Genomic DNA, 16,192 nt, shown 5'->3' with positions numbered 1-16,192 from the left:
GGGTGACCGGCGCCCAGCCCCGCCCGCCGCCCTTTCCTCGTCGCACCGACCAGTGGAGCCCCGGCATGACCGCATCCCCGCCCCAGGCGACCGCACCCGCGCAGCACCTGCCGGTGCCGTCGCAGCGGGCTTTCACCGCCCGAACCGCCCCCGGCATCGAACCCCCGGCACACCACGAGCCCTACGCCGCCGCCGACGCGGCCGGCACAGAGAATCTGCTGCGCTGCTGGGTACGGGAGACCGGCCTGACCCAGCCGCCCGACGGACTGCTGCGGATCCCGCTGCCGGCCAGCGGAACCGAAGCGCAGTCGGCCGTCCACCACTGGTCCGCGAGCGGGCACCACCGCTTCGGGGCCGCCCTGCTGGCCACCGCCGATCAGCGCCCGCTCACCTCGGTGGAGCTGGCGGCGCTGCTGGCCCGCGAAGGGGGCGGTGATCCGATCGAAGGCGCCGATCTGGTGGCGCGGGTGGCCGACTCGGTCCGCCGCACGGCCGGCTTCATCGCCGACCGCCGCGAGCGGCCCGGCCCCGCCCAGCCCGAACTGCCCTTCCTGGACTCCGAGCAGGCCCTGATCCTGGGCCACCCGCTGCACCCGGCGCCGAAGGGACGCGAAGGGCTCGGCTCGGGCGAGAGCGCGGCCTACTCTCCCGAACTGCGCGGCAGCTTCCGGCTGCACTGGCTCGCCGTCGACCCGGCGCTGCTGGCCACCGACTCCGCCTGGACCGAACGCGGGCGTCCGGTGCCGGCCGCCGATCTGCTCGCCGCGCTCGCCGGCCCCGGGCTCGAACTGCCCGCCGGGACCGCGCCCCTCCCCCTGCACCCCTGGCAGGCCCGCGACATCCAGCACCGACCGGGCGTCCGCGCCCTGTTCGAGGCGGGACTGCTGCACGACCTCGGCCCGCTGGGCGAGCCCTGGTACGCCACCTCCTCGGTGCGCACGGTCTACCGGCCCGACGCGCCCGCCATGCTGAAGCTGTCGCTGGGCCTGCGCATCACCAACTCCCGCCGGGAAAACCTCCGCAAGGAGTTGCTGCGCGGCACCGAGGTGCACCGGCTGCTGCGCAGCGGCCTGGCGATCCGCTGGCAGGCCGCGCATCCCGGTTTCGACATCGTGCGCGACCCGGCCTGGCTCGGCGTGGACACCCCCGAAGGCGAGGCCGTCCAAGGGCTCGACGTGATGCTCCGGCACAGCCCCTTCGGACCCGGCCACCAGGCCCACTGCCTGGCCGGACTCACCTCCCCCCGCCCCTGGCCCGGAGTGCCGGCGCCCGCGCTGCGTTCCCGGCTGGCCGTGCTGGTCGCCGATCTGGCCGCCCGTACCGGCAGGCCGTGCGCCGCCGTCGCCACCGAGTGGTTCCTGCGCTACCTCGACGCGGTGGTCCGGCCTCTGCTCTGGCTCGACGGGCAGGCGGGTATCGCGCTCGAAGCCCATCAGCAGAACACCCTGGTACTGCTCGACAACCACGGCTGGCCGAGCGGTGGGCGCTACCGCGACAACCAGGGCTACTACTTCCGCGAATCGCGTCACGCCCAACTCGAACAGCAACTGCCCGGCATCGGCGCCGCCAGCGACACCTTCGTCACCGACGCGGTCGCCGACGAACGCTTCGCCTACTACCTCGGCATCAACAACGTCCTCGGTCTCATCGGCGCGTTCGGCTCGCAGGGACTGGCCGACGAGCAGGTGCTGCTCGCCGCCTTCCGGCGCTTCCTGACCTCCGACAGCCAGGGCAGCAGCCTGCCGGAGCGGCTGCTGCACAGCACCCAGCTGCGCTGCAAGGCCAATCTGCTGACCCGGTTGCACGGTCTGGACGAACTCGTCGGCCCCGTCGACAGCCAGTCCGTGTACGTCACCCTGCCCAACCCGCTGGCCCGCTGATGTCTCCGGCCGACTCCGGCACCGAGGACACCCTCGACCTGAAACTGCCGCCGGAGGTGATCGCCCTCCTGACCGCGCCCCCGCCGGGCCCCGGCAGCCCGCCGGGCCCACCCGGCCCGAGCGGGGCGTCCGTGCCCACCGGCCAGTGGGGACGCCCGGCCGACCTGCTGGACCATGTCGGCGACTGGCCCGCCGTCGAGACACCCGTCGGGCCCTTCCGGCTCGTTCCGGTCCGGCCGGAGCGTGACCTCGCCCTCGTGAGCGGCTGGATGAACGATCCGGCAGTCGCGGAGTTCTGGAAGCTGGCCGGCCCCCGCAGCGTCACCGAGGACCATCTCCGCATCCAACTGACCGGCGACGGTCGGAGCGTTCCCTGCCTCGGGGTCCTCGGCGGCGCTCCCATGAGCTACTGGGAGATCTACCGCGCCGATCTGGACCCGATCGCGCGCCACTACGCCGCCCTGCCGCAGGACACCGGCGTCCACCTGCTGATCGGCGGTGTCACCGACCGGGCCCGCGGCCTGGGCAGCGAACTGCTGCGCGCCGTCTCCGCGCTGGTGCTCGACAACCGGCCCGCCTGCGCCCGTGTCGTCGCCGAACCCGATCTGCGCAACGTCCCCTCGGTCTCGGCCTTCCTCAGCGCGGGCTTCCGCCTCAGCGCGGAGATCGACCTCCCCGACAAGCGCGCCGCCCTGATGGTCCGCGATCGCGCCCTGCGCCATCTGCTCTGACCGTCCCGCGTGCCGCCCACCGCCTCCCGCACCGCGTCTCCCGCGCACCACGTCCCGGCACCCGGCGCGCGATCGCACCCCCGCGGTCGCATCCCCGCCGTCGCACCACCCGTCGTCCTTTCGGCCTCCCCTCGGCAGGCCGCCTCCCATCAGCCGTCCACCTCCTCCCCGTCCCCACGCAGGAGCCCACCGTGATCCCCGTCCCCTCTCCCGAGTCCGCAGCCTGGCAGCACGCGTCCCGCCGGCTGCTGGCCAAGATGCTCGCCGAGTTCGCCTACGAAGAGGTGATCGTCCCCGAACCCGATCCCGCCGCCGGTCCGACGTCCTACCGCCTCCGTCTCGGCCCCGAAACCACCTACCGTTTCCGCGCACGCCGAGGCGCCTACGGCAGCTGGTATGTCGACGCGGACAGCATCGGACCGACCGGCGACCCACTGCACTTCCTGGTCCACGGCCACGACACCGTGCTCGGGCTGACCGGCGACACCCTCGGCCACCTCGTCCGCGAACTGCTCGCCACGCTGCGCGCCGATGTGCGGCTGGACACGGGCGCGCTGACCGCGGCCGAACTCGCCGACCTCGACTACGCCGACCTCGAAGGACACCAGACCGGCCACCCCTGGCTGGTCGCCAACAAGGGACGTATCGGATTCTCCGACGCCGACGCCGCACACTGGGCCCCCGAAGCCCGCCGCCAGCAGCGGCTGCCCTGGATCGCCGTCCACCGCGACCTGGCCCGATACCGCGGCATCACCACCCTGGCCACCCCCGATCTCCTCTACGCGGAAGAACTCGCCCCCGCCACCCTCGACACCTTCCGGCGCACCGTCGCCGACCGGGAACGGGACCCGGACGACTACCTGCTGCTGCCCGTCCATCCCTGGCAGTGGGAGCAGACCGTCGCCCCGCTCTTCGCCCGCGCGATCGCCGACGGGTCGATCATGCACCTCACCACTGACAACGACCTGCGGCTGCCGCAGCAGTCGATCCGCACCTTCCTCAACACCAGTCGTCCGCTGGGCCGGACCGTGAAACTCCCGCTGTCCATCCTCAACACCCTCGTCTACCGGGGGCTGCCCACCGAACGCACCCTGGCCGCGCCGGCCGTCACCGCCTGGGTGCACGGTCTGCGCGACCAGGACGCCTTCCTGCGGGACGAGGCCCGAGTCATCCTGCTCGGCGAGGTCGCCTCGGTCAGCGTCGCCCACCCTCAGTACGACAAGCTGCCGACCGTTCCATATCAATACCGGGAACTGCTCGGCTGTATCTGGCGCGAGCCCCTGGGCGTGTATCTCGACCCGGGCGAGCGCGCCCGCACCCTCGCCGCGCTGCTGCACACCGACGCCCGGGGCCGCGCGTTCACCGCGGAACTCGTCGCGCGCTCCGCCATTGCCCCCCGGGTGTGGCTGCGGCATCTGTTCGCCGCCCTGCTGCCCGCACTGCTGCACTTCCTCTACCGCTACGGCACGGTGTTCTCCCCGCACGGCGAGAACGCCATCGTGGTCTTCGACGAGCACGACATTCCCGTGCGGCTCGCGGTCAAGGACTTCGTGGACGACATCAACGTCTCCGCGGAGCCGCTGCCGGAACACGCCACGATGCCCGCCGACGTGCGCGCGGTGCTGCTCACCGAGCCGCCGGAATTCCTCACGCAGTTCATCCATTCGGGGCTGTTCGTGGGAGTGCTGCGCTATCTCGCGCCGCTGTGCGAGCGTCAACTCGGCGTACCGGAAGGCGATTTCTGGGCACTGGTACGTGACGAGATCCTCCGCCACCAGGACCGCTTTCCCGAGCTCAAAGAGCGCTTCGCCCTGTTCGACCTGCTCACCCCCCGGATCGAGCGGCTCTGCCTGAACCGCAACCGTCTGCACCTGGACGGTTACCGCGACCGGGCCCAGCGCCCGCACGCCGCCATCCACGGCACCGTGAGCAATCCGCTGCACAGCCCGTGAAGCCGTTCGCCGCACCCGCTGTCAGTGGCTCGCCGTAGGCTGGCCTCCCTATGACTGCCACGCCCCCACCCGCGCTCACCGACCTCCTCCACGCCGCTGTCGCCGCCGTCGGCGGCACGGAGCGGGCCGGTCAGGTCACCATGGCCCAAGCCGTCGAGGCCGCCGTGGACGACCAGTCCCATCTGCTCGTCCAGGCCGGCACCGGCACCGGAAAGTCGCTCGGCTATCTGGTGCCGGCGCTCGCCCAGACCGAGAGAGTCGTGGTGGCCACCGCCACCCTCGCCCTGCAGCGGCAGCTCGTCGAGCGCGACCTGCCGCGCACCGTCCAGGCACTCAAGCCGCTGCTGCGCCGCGAACCGCAGTACGCCATGCTCAAGGGCCGTTCCAACTACCTCTGCCTGCACCGGCTGCACGAGGGCGTGCCCCAGGACGAGGCGGACGGCCTCTTCGACCCCTTCGAGGCCGCCGCTCCGACCAGCAAACTCGGCCAGGACCTGCTGCGGCTGCGCGACTGGGCCGACGAGACCGAGACCGGCGACCGCGACGGGCTGCGACCCGGCGTGTCCGACCGCGCCTGGAGCCAGGTCTCGGTCACCTCCCGCGAGTGCCTGGGCGCCACCAAGTGCGCCTACGGCGCGGAGTGCTTCGCCGAGGCCGCCCGCGAGCGCGCCAAGCTCGCCGATGTGGTGGTCACCAATCACGCGCTGCTGGCCATCGACGCGATCGAAGGCGCGCCGGTGCTGCCCAGCCACGAGGTGCTGATCATCGACGAGGCCCATGAGCTGGTCTCGCGGGTGACCGGCGTCGCCACCGGCGAGCTGAGCCCGCTCGGCGTCAACCGAGCAGTCAAGCGTGCCGCCCGGCTCGTCAACGAGAAGGCCGCCGACGCACTGCTCGGCGCGGCCGAGGGCTTCGAGCGGGTGATGGAACTCGCGCTGCCCGGCCGGCTGGAGGAGATCCCGGAGGATCTCGGCTATGTGCTGGCGGCGCTGCGGGACGCCTGCCGCCAGGTGATCACCGCGCTCGGCGACACCCGGGACAAGTCGGTGCAGGACGAGGACGCGGTGCGCAAACAGGCGATGGCGTCCGTCGAGCACGTCCACGAGGTGAGCGAGCGCCTCGTCCAGGGCTCGGAATACGACGTGGTGTGGTGCGAGCGCCACGACCGCTTCGGGGCGTCGCTGCGGGTGGCACCGCTGAGCGTGTCGGGGCTGCTGCGCGAGAAGCTCTTCACCGAGCGCTCGGTGGTGCTCACCTCCGCCACCCTCAAGCTCGGCGGAGACTTCAACGGGGTCGCCGCCTCGCTCGGTCTGGCCCCGGAGGGCACCGAGGGCGAGGACGTGCCGACCTGGAAGGGCATCGATGTCGGTTCCCCGTTCGACTACCGCAAACAGGGCATTCTTTACGTCGCCCGGCATCTCGCCCAGCCGGGCCGGGACAGCAGCCGTGAGGACATGCTGGACGAGCTCGCGGAGCTGATCGAAGCAGCCGGCGGCCGTACGCTCGGGCTGTTCTCCTCCATGCGCGGCGCCCAGGCCGCCGCTGAGGCGATGCGCGGGCGGCTGGAGCATCCCGTACTGCTCCAGGGCGAGGAGACGCTGGGCGAGCTGATCCAGCGCTTCGCGGACGACGCCATGACCTGTCTGTTCGGCACGCTGTCCCTGTGGCAGGGCGTGGACGTGCCGGGCGTCAACTGCCAACTGGTGGTCATGGACCGCATTCCCTTCCCGCGTCCGGACGACCCGCTGATGAGCGCGCGGCAGAAGTCGGTGGAGGAGCACGGCGGGAACGGCTTCATGGCGGTGGCGGCCACCCATGCGGCCCTGCTGATGGCCCAGGGCGCCGGGCGGCTGATCCGGGCGACCGGCGATCGGGGCGTGGTCGCCGTACTCGACCCCAGGCTGGCCACCGCTCGCTACGGCGGCTTTCTGCGCTCGTCGATGCCCGAGCTCTGGTACACCACCGATCGCCAGCAGGTACGGAAATCGCTGGCCGCCATCGACGCGGCGGCCAGGAACGCGGCGGTGGCCGAAGCGGCCGAAGTGTCGGAGCCGGCCGACCTGACGCGGACCGCGCCGACCGCCGAGGTCTCCAAGCCTGCTCAGGCTTCCGACGTCGACGAGGTGGCCGTCCCGGCCGTCTGAGTCCCTCAGGGCCCGCAGCGGCGCTGGCGTGTGGCTCGGACGCGGAGACGCGGACGCGGCAGGGCCCCGGAACCGGCGCAGGGGTTCCGGGGCCCGGATGGAGAGGCCGGATGCTCAGACCCGGCGCAGCACCGCCACCACCTTGCCGAGAATGGTGGCGTCGTCACCCGGAATGGGCTGGTAAGCCGCGTTGTGCGGCAGCAGCCAGACATGGCCGGCGTCCCGCTTGAAGCGCTTCACGGTGGCCTCGCCGTCCAGCATCGCCGCGACGATGTCGCCGTTCTCCGCGACCGGCTGGCGGCGTACCGTCACCCAGTCCCCGTCACAGATGGCTGCCTCGATCATGGAGTCACCGACCACCTTGAGCACGAACAGCTCACCGTCGCCGACCAGTTGGCGCGGCAGCGGGAAGACGTCCTCGACCGACTCCTCGGCCAGCAGCGGAGCACCTGCCGCGATCCGGCCGACCAGGGGAACGTACGAGGCCGAGGGCATACCGGTGGTGTCGGTGGGCTGCGGGTGCCCGGCGTCCGAGGCGCGGACCTCGTAGGCCCGCGGCCGGTGCGGGTCCCGGCGCAGAAAGCCCTTCCGTTCCAGGGCCATCAGCTGATGGGCCACCGAGGACGTACTGGAGAGCCCGACCGCCTGGCCGATCTCGCGCATGGAGGGCGGATATCCGCGCCGCTGCACCGAGTCCCTGATGACCTCGATTACGCGGCGCTGGCGTTCGGTGAGTCCCGAGCTGTCCGCGCGAATACCCGGGGGCCGTCCGGGGAGTGAGCGCGTGGGCTTCGGGGCGTTGTCTTCGTTCATCACGTCCAACGGGCCGATTCGATCCGGGGAGCGGTCATGTGCGGTCAATGTCGCTGTGGCGCTCTCTGCGGTGGCGGTCACGGCGGCCCCTTTCCAGATGTTCTCCACCGCATGGACTGCGGTCGGCCCGCTCGCGCACGGGCAGTTAGTACAACGGTAGTGGGTTTCGAAAGGTTGCGCCAAACACACGTTCGAGTGAATTTGCATAAATCCGCTGACGTGATCAAGGTACCGGGTGTATTGATCGAATGGAAGTTCGATTCCCAAAACTGCCGGTGGCATCGGCCCGGAAGGCGCGCTTCAGTGTGTCATCGAGGCTCCCGACGTGTTCGCGGAAGGGGGTATCCGGGCGGTTCTGCGCGTCGGAGCCGGTCGTCCGCACCCCGTTTCCCCTACACTCCGCAGCGCCGCGCGTCCGCACCGTTGTCGTCTCCGGCGGGGGTCGCACCGCCGGAACGACGCGACACGCGGGACATCCCCCAGTGGTCCACAGACACCAGATCTAGTGGTTAGATGGGACCTGGGCACCACAAGTTGTGGTCACTAGGCGGCATAGGAGTCGCTTCAGTGGCGTACGCCGCTTGTGCGAAGTCTCTGCCGAAGCCTGTTGCCGTGTGCTCACCGCCGGTGAGAAAGGGAGTGGAAGACCCATGCACTGCCCCTTCTGCCGTCACCCCGACAGCCGGGTCGTCGACAGTCGCACCACCGACGACGGAGCCTCGATCCGGCGCCGGCGCCAGTGCCCCGACTGCGGTCGCCGGTTCACCACCGTCGAGACCGCGTCACTGATGGTGATCAAGCGCAGCGGGGTCACCGAGCCCTTCAGCCGCAACAAGGTGATCGCGGGCGTGCGCAAGGCGTGCCAGGGTCGCCCGGTCACCGAGGACGCCCTCGCCCAGCTCGGGCAGCGCGTCGAGGAGGCCGTCCGGGCCACCGGCAGCGCGGAGCTGTCGACCCACGACGTGGGACTGGCCATACTCGGCCCGCTCCAGGACCTCGATCTTGTCGCCTACCTGCGCTTCGCGAGCGTCTACCGGGCCTTCGACTCGCTCGAGGACTTCGACAGGGCCATCACGGAGCTGCGCGAGCAGCTTCCCCCCACCACTCCTGGCGGGCTCGACGAGGACCTCGGCGTCCCCGCGCCCGCTGCCGCCACCGACTGAGCGGCAGCCAGGACAAGGATTCGCCGGAGCGCCCCAGCAGGGGCCGCCGAGGCAGCAGGACAACACCGTGTCCCGGGAAGAAACCCGGCACATCAGGGCGTTTTCAGCCCTAGAGGGAGGCGGAATGACAGAGACGACGAGCGGCCCGGCACGCGGTTCGCGCACCAAGGGGTCGAAGGCGGGCAAGGGCCTGCGCATCGAGCGCATCCACACCACGCCCGGCGTGCACCCGTACGACGAGGTGGTCTGGGAGCATCGCGACGTCGTCATGACCAACTGGCGCGACGGCTCGGTCAACTTCGAGCAGCGCGGGGTGGAGTTCCCCGACTTCTGGTCGGTGAACGCGGTCAACATCGTGACCAGCAAGTACTTCCGCGGCGCCGTGGGCGGCCCGCAGCGCGAGAAGAGCCTCAAGCAGCTCATCGACCGCGTGGTGCGCACCTACCGCGCGGCGGGCGAGGAGCACGGCTACTTCAGCTCCCCGGCCGACGCGGAGATCTTCGACCACGAGCTGACGTACGCCCTGCTGCACCAGGTGTTCAGCTTTAACTCCCCGGTCTGGTTCAACGTGGGCACCGCCCAGCCCCAGCAGGTCTCGGCCTGCTTCATCCTGTCCGTCGACGACTCCATGGATTCGATCCTCGACTGGTACAAGGAAGAGGGCATGATCTTCAAGGGGGGCTCGGGTGCCGGCCTGAACCTCTCGCGTATCCGCTCCTCCAAGGAGCTGCTGTCCTCGGGCGGGAATGCCTCCGGCCCGGTCTCCTTCATGCGCGGCGCCGACGCCTCGGCCGGCACGATCAAGTCGGGCGGCGCCACCCGCCGCGCGGCCAAGATGGTCGTCCTGGACGTGGACCACCCGGACGTCGAGGCGTTCATCGAGACCAAGGTCAAGGAGGAGGAGAAGATCCGCGCCCTGCGCGACGCGGGCTTCGACATGGACCTGGGCGGCGACGACATCACCTCCGTCCAGTACCAGAACGCCAACAACTCCGTCCGGGTCAACGACGAGTTCATGAAGGCGTACGAGGCGGGCTCCCCCTTCGGCCTGCGGGCCCGGATGACCGGCGAGGTCATCGAGGAGGTCGACGCCCGGGGGCTCTTCCGGAAGCTGGCCGAGGCCGCCTGGGCCTGCGCCGACCCCGGCATCCAGTACGACGACACGATCAACCACTGGCACACCTCACCGGAGACCGGGCGCATCACGGCCTCCAACCCGTGCAGCGAGTACATGCACCTGGACAACTCCAGCTGCAACCTCGCCTCGCTGAATCTGATGAAGTTCCTGCGCCAGGACGACAGCGGCCACCAGACCTTCGAGGCCGAGCGCTTCGCCAAGGTCGTCGAGCTGGTCATCACCGCGATGGACATCTCCATCTGCTTCGCGGACTTCCCGACCGAGAAGATCGGCGAGACGACCCGCGCCTTCCGTCAGCTCGGCATCGGCTACGCCAACCTCGGGGCACTGCTGATGGCGACCGGCCACGCGTACGACTCGGACGGCGGCCGCGGGCTGGCCGGTGCCATCACCTCGCTGATGACCGGTACGTCCTACCGGCGGTCCGCCGAGCTCGCCTCGGTCGTGGGCGCCTACGACGGCTACGCCCGGAACGCCGACGCCCACAAGCGCGTCATGCGGCAGCACTCGGACGCCAACACCGCGGCCAAGCGGGTGGACGACCTGGACACCCCGGTCTGGGCGGCGGCCACCGAGGCATGGCAGGACGTGCTGCGGCTCGGCGAGAAGAACGGCTTCCGCAACGCCCAGGCGTCCGTGCTGGCCCCGACCGGCACCATCGGCCTGATGATGGACTGCGACACCACCGGCGTGGAACCCGACCTGGCCCTGGTCAAGTTCAAGAAGCTGGTCGGCGGCGGCTCCATGCAGATCGTGAACAACACGGTGCCGGCCGCCCTCAAGCGGCTCGGCTACCAGCCGGAGCAGGTCGAGGCGATCGTCGCGCACATCGCCGAGCACGGCCATGTGATCGACGCCCCCGGCCTCAAGCACGAGCACTACTCGGTCTTCGACTGCGCCATGGGCGAGCGGGCGATCTCCGCGATGGGCCACGTGCGGATGATGGCCGCCGCGCAGCCGTTCCTGTCCGGCGCGATCTCCAAGACCGTCAACCTGCCCGAGTCGGCCACCGTCGAGGAGGTCGAGGAGGTCTACTTCGAGGGCTGGAAGCTCGGCCTGAAGGCGCTGGCGATCTACCGCGACAACTGCAAGGTCGGCCAGCCGCTGTCCGCGAAGAAGAAGGGCTCGCAGCAGGCCGGGACCGAAGCCGCGGTCCAGGCGCCGGCTGCCGTGCCCGCCGCGGTGGAGAAGGTCGTCGAGTACCGCCCGGTGCGCAAGCGCCTGCCCAAGGGCCGGCCCGGCATCACCACCTCCTTCACGGTGGGCGGCGCCGAGGGCTACATGACCGCAAACTCCTACCCGGACGACGGTCTGGGCGAGGTCTTCCTGAAGATGTCCAAGCAGGGCTCGACCCTGGCGGGCATGATGGACGCCTTCTCCATCGCCGTCTCCGTCGGTATGCAGTACGGGGTCCCGCTGGAGACCTACGTCTCGAAGTTCACCAACATGCGCTTCGAGCCGGCCGGTCTCACCGACGACCCGGACGTGCGGATGGCGCAGTCCATCGTCGACTACATCTTCCGCCGCCTGGCGCTGGACTTCCTGCCGTTCGAGACCCGCTCCGCCCTGGGCATCCACTCCGCCCCGGAACGTCAGCGGCATCTGGACACCGGGTCCTACGAGCCGACCGACGAGGAGATGGACGTCGAGGGCCTGGCGCAGTCGGCCCCGCGCGAGAGCGAGGCGGCGCGCCCGCCGCTCAGCGTGGCCAAGCCCGAGGCGGCCGTCCCGGCCCCCAAGGAGGCCCACAGCTCCACCGAGCTCCTCGAGATCCAGCTCGGCCTCAACGCCGACGCCCCGCTCTGCTTCTCCTGCGGGACGAAGATGCGCCGGGCCGGCAGCTGCTACGTCTGCGAGGGCTGCGGCTCGACCAGCGGGTGCAGCTGAAACAGGTCGGCTTCGCGTCGGATGCACCACTCGGCGTAGCCCGGGCATCCAGCTGACCAGCAGCGCAGGAAGGGGACCGGCCGTCGGCCGGTCCCCTTCGCCGTGCCGTGAGTCGGTCAGCGAACGCCCGGGCGGTCACCGGGACACCGGTGGCCGCCCCCTTTTGGGTGCCGGCCGATGCGGGGGGTCCTGGTGTCGCCGCAACGCCACTACGATGGCGCGGTGTTGGTGAAGTGGATACGCTGCGGCGTCGTGGATCGACCCGGGTTCGAACGGGGTCAGCGCAGGTGGGCGGCGCTCAAGGAGCAGCCCGGGTTCCGCGGCCAGGGCGGCGGATGGAGCCGGGCGCAGCCCGGAGTCGCGCACTTCTTCGCCTTCTGGGACGGACGGCGGGCGTACGACGCTTTCATGGCGGGTCCGCACGACGGCATCGCGGCCGGGCAGGAGGGCACCTTCGAGATGCTCGCCGTCAACCTCTTCGAGCAGCGGCTCGATGTGAAAGTGGGCTTCGAGCCGCTGTTCACCGACGCCGATCTGCTGCGGGTCGCGCTGTGCAAAGTGCGGCCCGAACGGGTCGACCACTTCACCCTGATGCAGCAGCGGGTGTGGAATCCCGCGATGGCCGGCTCACCGGGCATGCTGCGCGGGGTCTTCGGGCAGGGCGCCGGCAACGACTTCGTGGTCCTGTCCATGTGGAACACGGCCACGGAGCGCGGCAAGTACCGCGAGGGAGCCGTCTCCCGGCTGTCCGAACGCGCCGAGCTGGACGACGACGTGCTGTCCGTCGAGGGCGACGTGGTGGATGTGGTGCAGGCGTGGACGGTCTGAAGGAGGTCCCGGGCGTCCTTTCTCCGGTGGGCATCCCGGCGGCGCCCGCCCTGCCTCCCGGCGTGGCCGAGGGCGATGCCACCCGGCTGTTCGGGGCCGCGTACCGGATGCTCGGCTCCGCGTGCCGCGCGCTGGAGGTCGTCCAGGAGGCGGTCGCGGCTTCGGCCGCGGCGCCTTCGGACGAACCGTACGACCGGCTGGTGCGGGAGGTCTTCGGCGCGACCCTGCGGTCCGGCGAGCGGGAGCGGGTACGGGTCCGCCGCGACGGGCAGGCCCCCGTCGCGGCCTGGCTGGCCGAGCCGGTCCTGACGGCCGGTGGCGCGCTGGGCCCGATGGACACCGCCGAGCTGCGCGAATCGGTGTCGATGGCGCGGCTGGTGCTGCTGGAGCGGCTGGCGCCGGGCGAGCGGGCCGCCTGGGTGCTCCACGAGGTCTTCGACTACGGGCCGGAGGCCGGCGCGGCCGTGCTGGGCGTACCGGAAGCGCGATACACCGTGCTGGAGCGCCGCGCGCGGCAGCGCGTCCAGGATGCGGAGAGCGCGGTGCGTTCGCCCGACAGCGAGGCGTCCCGGTGGTCGGCGGCAGCCGAGCTGCTGGGCGCGATCCGGGAGGAGGATCCGGCCGCGCTGGAGGAGCTGCTCGCCGAGGACGTGGTGGCCTGGTCGGACGGCGGCGGGCAGCCCGGCGTGGTACGGCGTCCCGTCCTGGGCGCGGCCAAGGTGGGCCGCTTCCTGGCCGGAGTGCGTGGGCGGATCCCCCAGGGGGCGAGCGGCCACATCGCCGAGGTCAACGGGGGCGCGGCGCTGGTGGCGGCGGCCGGGTCCGAGGTGGTCGGGGTACTGGCGCCCGAGTTCGGACCGCAGGGACTGGTCGGCATCCGGGCCGTCGCCGATCCGGCGCGGCTGGTGTTCGCCGGCCGGCAATGGGCCGACCGGGGTGGACGATCGGGCACGCGTGACGGCGTGCCGCACCCCCGCGACCCTGTGTGACCTGCGGAGCTGTGGCGCGCAGCACTACCGGACGGGCAATAGGCTGACCGTCATGGGACGCCCTCGCCGCATCGTGCTCATCCGGCACGGCGAGTCCCAGGGCAACGAGGACGACACCATCTACGAACGGGTGCCGGACCACGCCTTGGATCTCACCGCCGACGGACTGCGCCAGGCCCGGCGAGCCGGGGCGGGGCTGCGCGACGTCTTCGACGGCGAGCGGGTCCAGGCGTACGTCTCCCCGTACCGCCGCACGTGGCGCACCTACGATGCGCTGGGCCTCGATCCGCGGCTGACCCGGGCACGCGAGGAACCGCGGCTGCGCGAACAGGACTGGGGCAACTGGCAGGACCAGGAGGACATCCAGCGCCAGCGGAAGGCGCGCAACGCCTACGGTCACTTCTTCTACCGGTTCGCGATGGGGGAGAGCGGGGCCGATGTCTACGACCGGGTGGGCTCCTTCCTGGAGACCCTCTACCGGGCCTTCGAACAGCCGGACTTCCCGCCGAACGTCCTGCTGGTCACCCACGGGCTGACGATGCGGCTGTTCTGCATGCGCTGGTTCCACTGGACGGTCGAGGAGTTCGAGATGCTCTCCAACCCGTCCAACGGCGAGACCCGCATGCTGCTCACCGGTACCAACGGCCGCTACTTCCTCGACCGGCCGTTCGACCGGTGGGGCACGCCCGGACCGCCGGGCGGCGGCCTCGGGTGAGATCCGCCCCGGGAACCGGAGATTGACCCGGGGCAGTACCGATGCCAGAGTCTCCACCCGATGACCGCCCACCCGAACGCTCACTCCCGTCCCGACCCTGAACCGCATCCGCATCCGCGTTCTCAGCAGCACTCCGATCCGCGTCCGCGTCCGCATCCGCATCCGCATCCGCATCCGAGCCTCGCTGACGCCGAACGTCTCTCCCGCGCCATGGCCGGCCTTCGGGGACTGGCCGTGGGGGACGCACTGGGTTCCCAGTTCTTCGTCCCCGCCAACTCCCCGCGTCTGCGGCGCGGTGAACTGCCGCCCGGCCGCTGGGGGTGGACCGACGACACCGAGATGGCCTGCTCGGTGCTGGCGGTCCTGGCCCGGCAGGGCCGAATCGACCAGGATGCGCTGGCCAGGTCGTTCGCGGAGCACCACGACTTCGATCGCGGCTACGGTCCGGCCGTCAACCGGATGCTGCGGCTGATCCGCCAGGAAGGCGGCGACTGGCGCGAACTCGCCGCGGGCCTCTTCAACGGCCAGGGATCCTGGGGCAACGGCGCGGCCATGCGGGTCGCGCCGCTCGGCGCCTGGTACGGGGGTGACGCCGCCGAGGCCGTCCAGCAGGCAGAACTCTCCGCTCGCACCACCCACCAGCACAGCGAGGCGGTCGCCGGGGCAATGGCGGTCGCCGCCGCTGCCGCACTCGTCGCCGCTCCCGCCGGCCCGCAGGACGCCGGGGAACTGCTCGGCACGGTCATCGATCTCGTGCCCCGCAGCGCCGTCCGGGCCGGCATCCGCCGGGCCCGCGACCTGCTCGGCCACGACGACGCGGACGCCGTGGCCGCGGTGCTGGGCTGCGGTCGGCACACCAGCGCCCACGACACTGTGCCTTTCACTCTGTGGTCGGTCGGCCGCCATCTCGGCGACTACGAGGGGGCGTTCTGGACCACCGCGCGGGCCGGCGGCGATGTCGACACCACCTGCGCCATCGTCGGCGGCATCATCGCCTCCCGGCCGGGCGGCGAACCGCCGGGCGACTGGCTCGCGCGCACCGAGGCCCTTCCCGCGTGGGTGGTGCCGGACTGATCGCCCCGCTGCAGGCCACATGTTGCCGGGGAGTAGGCTGAGCGCGCCATGCCGTACGAACCTCCCACCCACAGCGTCGAACGTTCGATGCGCGCCACCCTCGGCGTTCGGACCGTTGCCGGTGTGGACGAGGTCGGGCGGGGCGCCTGGGCCGGACCCGTCACCGTATGTGCGGCGATCACCGGTCTGCGCCGGGCCCCGGAGGGCCTGACCGACTCCAAGCTCATCACCCCCAAGCGCCGGACCGCGCTCGCCGCGGTCCTCGCCGACTGGGTGACGTCGTACGCGCTCGGCCACGCCTCACCCGAGGAGATCGACGACCTGGGCATGACCGCCGCTCTGCGGCTCGCCGCGGAGCGCGCCCTGGAGCAGTTGCCCGAGCGACCGGACGCGGTGATCCTCGACGGGAACCACAACTACCTGGGCGGATCCTGGCAAGTGCGTACCGTGATCAAGGGCGACCAGTCCTGTGTCGCGGTGGCCGCGGCCTCCGTCATCGCCAAAGTCCGGCGGGATGCCGCCATGGTCGAACTCGGAACGGAATGCGTCCCGTTCGCTTTCGCGGACAACGCCGGATATCCGTCTCCCGTTCACCGGGCGGCCCTTGAGGAGTTCGGCCCGACCGGTCACCACCGCCTTTCCTGGTCCTACCTGGACGCCTTGCCGCGCTGGCAGCACCTCAAGAAGGTGCGCGAGGGCATCGACACAGGGGAACAACTCGGTTTCGATTTCTGATTGAGTACCCACCCACCGCTGCGCATTCGTGCTGCGTTTGATAGACATCAACCCATGCCTCTCACCCCCGAGGAGCCTCAGATTCACGAGAGTGTCCCGGGTCCCGCACTGCTCCGGCCGCCGGCCTGAGCGCGTCGACCCCC

12 protein-coding genes are annotated in these 16,192 nt (G+C 71.2%); 11 read left to right on the top strand and 1 reads right to left on the bottom strand.

Annotation, left to right across the window (positions count from 1 at the left end; genetic code table 11):
• Positions 1–65: 65 nt before the first annotated feature.
• From GA0115240_RS15840 to GA0115240_RS15825, 4 genes are all read left to right on the top strand, one after another.
• Positions 66–1,880, top strand: coding sequence for an IucA/IucC family protein (locus GA0115240_RS15840; protein WP_093737316.1), 1,815 nt, complete (start codon positions 66–68; stop codon positions 1,878–1,880).
• Positions 1,880–2,611, top strand: a complete 732-nt coding sequence (locus GA0115240_RS15835; protein WP_093737315.1) for a GNAT family N-acetyltransferase — start codon at positions 1,880–1,882, stop codon at positions 2,609–2,611. The genes GA0115240_RS15840 and GA0115240_RS15835 overlap by 1 nt, the downstream gene beginning before the upstream one ends.
• 191 nt (positions 2,612–2,802) lie before the next feature.
• Positions 2,803–4,563, top strand: coding sequence for an IucA/IucC family protein (locus GA0115240_RS15830; protein WP_256069828.1), 1,761 nt, complete (start codon positions 2,803–2,805; stop codon positions 4,561–4,563).
• A 50-nt stretch (positions 4,564–4,613) separates the two neighbouring features.
• Positions 4,614–6,707, top strand: coding sequence for an ATP-dependent DNA helicase (locus GA0115240_RS15825; RefSeq protein WP_093737314.1), 2,094 nt, complete (start codon positions 4,614–4,616; stop codon positions 6,705–6,707).
• A gap of 114 nt (positions 6,708–6,821) precedes the next feature.
• On the opposite strand, the gene lexA is transcribed toward GA0115240_RS15825, so the two are convergent.
• Positions 6,822–7,601, bottom strand: a complete 780-nt coding sequence (gene lexA, locus GA0115240_RS15820; RefSeq protein ID WP_093737313.1) for a transcriptional repressor LexA — start codon at positions 7,599–7,601, stop codon at positions 6,822–6,824.
• Between the two features lie 569 nt (positions 7,602–8,170).
• Between lexA and nrdR the strand changes: the two genes are divergently transcribed.
• From nrdR to GA0115240_RS15785, 7 genes are all read left to right on the top strand, one after another.
• Positions 8,171–8,683: a transcriptional regulator NrdR gene (nrdR, locus tag GA0115240_RS15815; RefSeq protein WP_093737312.1), complete on the top strand. Its 513-nt coding sequence runs from the start codon at positions 8,171–8,173 to the stop codon at positions 8,681–8,683.
• A 124-nt stretch (positions 8,684–8,807) separates the two neighbouring features.
• Positions 8,808–11,708: a vitamin B12-dependent ribonucleotide reductase gene (locus GA0115240_RS15810; protein ID WP_093737311.1), complete on the top strand. Its 2,901-nt coding sequence runs from the start codon at positions 8,808–8,810 to the stop codon at positions 11,706–11,708.
• A gap of 177 nt (positions 11,709–11,885) precedes the next feature.
• On the top strand, positions 11,886–12,536 hold the full coding sequence (locus GA0115240_RS15805) for a YdbC family protein (RefSeq protein ID WP_176725088.1): 651 nt from the start codon (positions 11,886–11,888) through the stop codon (positions 12,534–12,536).
• Positions 12,524–13,525, top strand: a complete 1,002-nt coding sequence (locus GA0115240_RS15800; RefSeq protein ID WP_141708850.1) for an RNA polymerase subunit sigma-24 — start codon at positions 12,524–12,526, stop codon at positions 13,523–13,525. The genes GA0115240_RS15805 and GA0115240_RS15800 overlap by 13 nt, the downstream gene beginning before the upstream one ends.
• A gap of 52 nt (positions 13,526–13,577) precedes the next feature.
• Positions 13,578–14,240 (top strand): histidine phosphatase family protein, encoded by a 663-nt coding sequence (locus GA0115240_RS15795; protein ID WP_093737309.1) that lies wholly within the window; start codon positions 13,578–13,580, stop codon positions 14,238–14,240.
• 210 nt (positions 14,241–14,450) lie between these two features.
• Positions 14,451–15,314, top strand: a complete 864-nt coding sequence (locus GA0115240_RS15790; protein WP_237554913.1) for an ADP-ribosylglycohydrolase family protein — start codon at positions 14,451–14,453, stop codon at positions 15,312–15,314.
• Positions 15,315–15,362: 48 nt separating this feature from the next.
• Positions 15,363–16,049 (top strand): ribonuclease HII, encoded by a 687-nt coding sequence (locus GA0115240_RS15785; RefSeq protein WP_093737307.1) that lies wholly within the window; start codon positions 15,363–15,365, stop codon positions 16,047–16,049.
• Positions 16,050–16,192: the final 143 nt, after the last annotated feature.

Origin of the sequence: Streptomyces sp. DvalAA-14 (genome assembly GCF_900091855.1) — a bacterium.
Lineage (GTDB): Bacteria > Actinomycetota > Actinomycetes > Streptomycetales > Streptomycetaceae > Actinacidiphila.
The sequence above is the reverse complement of the archived record's forward strand: the minus strand, read 5'-3'. Positions and strand labels throughout refer to the sequence as shown.